The sequence below is a fragment of the Priestia sp. P5_B4 genome (genome assembly GCF_056400385.1).
This window is the reverse complement of sequence record NZ_JBFULJ010000441.1, coordinates 1-3,134: the sequence shown is the minus strand read 5'-3', so window position 1 is coordinate 3,134 and position 3,134 is coordinate 1. Positions and strand designations below refer to the sequence as shown.

Sequence of the window (3,134 nt, the reverse complement as noted above, 5' to 3'; positions counted from 1 at the left end):
CATTGATAAGAATTTGCGTTTGGCTTTTGATAAAATTATATTGATCATTTCTTATAAACGCTTCCACGTTCTTCACTCCTTCTTCATTTAATTAGCTACTTTTTACTTTACCGTACGGATTCCTTTTATGAAATGTAAAAAATAAATCAGAAATAAACTATACCTAAAAAAGCGCGGGCATTCAGTTGCCAGCGCTTGATTTCTACCGTTGCTTTTTATATACAATTTTTTTGATGGTTTCGGTTGATAAAAAGTATTCACGGGCTAGTTCCTCAATTGAAGTTCCTTTTTCAAACAAATTCTTAATCCGTTCGTTTCGCTCGTCAATCAACTTTCTTCCACCAGAGCAAGTTCCCCATTTTCTTTTTGCCTTCTGCGGCTTTGGAATATAAATGGTTTCTCCTTGAATGTATTTTTGAATTTCACTAATCAGCTCTTCAGGTAAAATATTTGTTGCTTTTACATACGTCATTTCTGCCAGCTCCTTATGTGGTTTTGCTTATACAATAAGGGGCAAAGCCGTATATATTAGAAATGAGATATGCGCGGTTAGGCGATGTCTATTACTAAACCGTCCACCCCATGCAAAGTATCGCCTTTCTAATATCAGGCTTTGCATGAGACGCTGCAGTATCCGGTAAACATCTTTTATTTACCATTTATTACACCTCCACTTTACATCAGCTGTAAACCAAGTTTGTATAAAATTACAATTATTGGCTCAGATTTTATTATAAGCTATCTATAATCTTGCACACAATACCTTCTTATTTATAAAACTGACCCCAAAAATAAAACGAACTTGCAGGGAGCTCGTTGTTCTCCCTGCAAGTTCGTTTTATTTTTGTTATGAACGCTTCTGCTTTTTGTTAGCTGAACTGCTTTGAACACCTTGTTCAGAAGTGGTCGTCCCTTGTCCTTCTACATTTGGTGAACCTAGCTCTGATTTTGAGCGGTCTTTTTTAATTTTACTCATGTCACTCACCTCCAGTTTGTAGTGTACCCTTTGTACAGCTACATATAAGGAGAGGTGTGCTGTTTTTATTGTTTCTTGAGCATAAATAGCCATAGAAACGTTAAGGCTTGCTTTAATTCATTTGGAAGCTGTCCAATCAGCTTATCTGTAACATTTCGCTTATATACACCTTCGCCATCGATTACTTCCCATCCATTTTCTTTTGCAAGCTGTTCAAACTCCCACGGCATCATCGTATTGCAAATAACGTCTTCACCATATAGTCTTTGAAAACTATTAGTACGAGGCTGAGCAGTTGGTCCAAGAATACCTATACATGCATATCCTCCTGTTTTTACAACTCGGTGCAATTCCTTCAGAGCTAATCGCGGGTGCTCCGTCCATTCCAGAGCGTTGATTACCATAACCCCTTCTACTGATTCAGAAGACAGCGGGAGCTTCATAATATCAGCTTGAGCGAACGACAAATTTTCACTTTTATGCAGTTGGGATGCTTTTTGAATCATTTCTTCTGATAAATCAAGACCGATTGCTTTATATCCAGAAGCGGCTAGAAGAGACGTCCCAAACCCATCACCGCAGCCGACGTCTGCCACTATACCACCTGATTTAAGATGTTTTTGAATAAATGGAATAACTGTTTTCCGACTTCCGTTTTTCCACATTTCTTCACTTCGGCTATTCCAAAATGATACTTTTTGGTTCCACTCGTCTTGAGCTTGGTCATGCCAATTAAATGTTGTCATTTTTTATCCCCTTTGTACTCTTTTCTTTACCTTATCACTTTTTGCAATGAATAAAAACGACTTTTTCAGCAACCATATAGATGTAAAGGAAGGTGTTTATTTGTATGAAAGAACGTTTCGTTGCGGTACGTAAAAATGCAGAGGGTGACCTGCTAGAATTTCAAACGGCTTCAGGAGCTGTTTTAACCTATGAAGAAGCGTTAAAGAAAGTAGAAGCCGGAGACGTTGAGCATGTGAGTACCTTTGTAGGGAAAGACGGCGGTACGTATATTCGCAGTATTCCTGACCATGACAAAACAAATAATCTCGATGCATTGCCATCATTTTAAAGGAGAATGAAGATGACAAAAAAGAATAATAAAGGAAGCGCTAATCAAAGTAACCCAAAAACGCAGCACCATCTTGTTGAAATGGGTGAAGAAATTTCAAGCGGGGATAATTCAAAGGGAAACAAACGCAACAAAGATCAGTCAAGTAAAACACAATAAAAAAAGCCGTGCTTCTTAGCACGGCTTTTTTTATTAATGTTGGCTTGGAAGACCTAATGTTGAAAAATCTCCTGTTGCTACGCTTGTTCCAACTGAAGCAACACCTGCTACTAATGTAAACGCTAATGCCATACCGACTAATACTTTTTTCATAATTATTTCCTCCTCTTTCTTTGATTTGACTCTAGTGTATCACAGGATAAAAGTAGATGAATTCCTTTCTATCAGCATTTATCCCCTTAAAATCATGGATTTCCTCCATTTTGATAGAAATTTCGCAAAAATTATAATGATAGGAATATTTTARACAAATAGAGCTTCAAGTTCTTTTTCTACTAGCTTGACGAATCGCTCATTTCGTTGCAGGGTGAAAATGGTCATAGACTTTTCCATATATTCTTTACCTTGTTCAATTTTACCTAATTTGATTAAGCTCTCTCCTGCTTGGTAATGAAGTTCTCCAAATAAATACATTGATTCATTACTAATGCACAAATCGATTCCTCGGTTGCTATATATTAATGATTCATCATAGTTACTCATATCTCCAAGCGTTTTGGCAAGTGCATTTAAAATTCTAATTTTTATATTTTCGTCTTTTGTTTGGGGCAGCTCATTTAAGCTTTTGAGTGCTGTTTGATATGTATCTAGAGCCTGTTCATACTCTTTCTCTTCATAAAGAATAATTCCAATGCTATTTAAAATTTCAATTTCTCTTTCTTTATAAAACGTTGCCGATTGCTTAGTAAGCTCGATCGCTTGGTACATTTTAGACAGCGCATCTTCTTTGTTATGATGAATGTAATACACGCAAATACCTTCGTGCCACATTAAAAATTGCTTGTTCAGCGGATTTTGAAACAGCGGACTTTCTTTTTCTTTTACAATGATATTATGAATAGCATCATAATCTCTCTGACGAGA

At 36.6% G+C, this 3,134-nt stretch carries 6 protein-coding genes; 2 read left to right on the top strand and 4 right to left on the bottom strand.

Translation table 11 applies throughout. The features are described 5' to 3' along the window. Nucleotides 1-202: 202 nt before the first annotated feature. The 3 genes from AC1DRF_RS20970 to AC1DRF_RS20960 form a co-directional block, all read right to left on the bottom strand. Nucleotides 203-472, bottom strand: coding sequence for a CD3324 family protein (locus tag AC1DRF_RS20970; protein WP_025752015.1), 270 nt, complete (start codon nt 470-472; stop codon nt 203-205). A gap of 375 nt (nt 473-847) precedes the next feature. Further along, nucleotides 848-976 (bottom strand): YuzL family protein, encoded by a 129-nt coding sequence (locus AC1DRF_RS20965; protein WP_013056674.1) that lies wholly within the window; start codon nt 974-976, stop codon nt 848-850. Between the two features lie 65 nt (nt 977-1,041). Next, nucleotides 1,042-1,722, bottom strand: a complete 681-nt coding sequence (locus AC1DRF_RS20960; protein ID WP_162214087.1) for a class I SAM-dependent methyltransferase — start codon at nt 1,720-1,722, stop codon at nt 1,042-1,044. A gap of 104 nt (nt 1,723-1,826) precedes the next feature. On the opposite strand from AC1DRF_RS20960, the gene AC1DRF_RS20955 reads away from it, so the two are divergent. Beyond that, the gene (locus AC1DRF_RS20955) at nt 1,827-2,051 is read left to right on the top strand and encodes a DUF3892 domain-containing protein (RefSeq protein WP_043981998.1); all 225 of its coding nucleotides are present in this window, start codon (nt 1,827-1,829) and stop codon (nt 2,049-2,051) included. A gap of 12 nt (nt 2,052-2,063) precedes the next feature. Continuing rightward, nucleotides 2,064-2,210: a hypothetical protein gene (locus AC1DRF_RS20950; RefSeq protein WP_013056671.1), complete on the top strand. Its 147-nt coding sequence runs from the start codon at nt 2,064-2,066 to the stop codon at nt 2,208-2,210. A gap of 303 nt (nt 2,211-2,513) precedes the next feature. On the opposite strand, the gene AC1DRF_RS20945 is transcribed toward AC1DRF_RS20950, so the two are convergent. After that, nucleotides 2,514-3,134 (bottom strand): tetratricopeptide repeat protein (locus tag AC1DRF_RS20945; protein ID WP_477741593.1); only part of this gene is annotated, 621 nt, incomplete at its 5' end.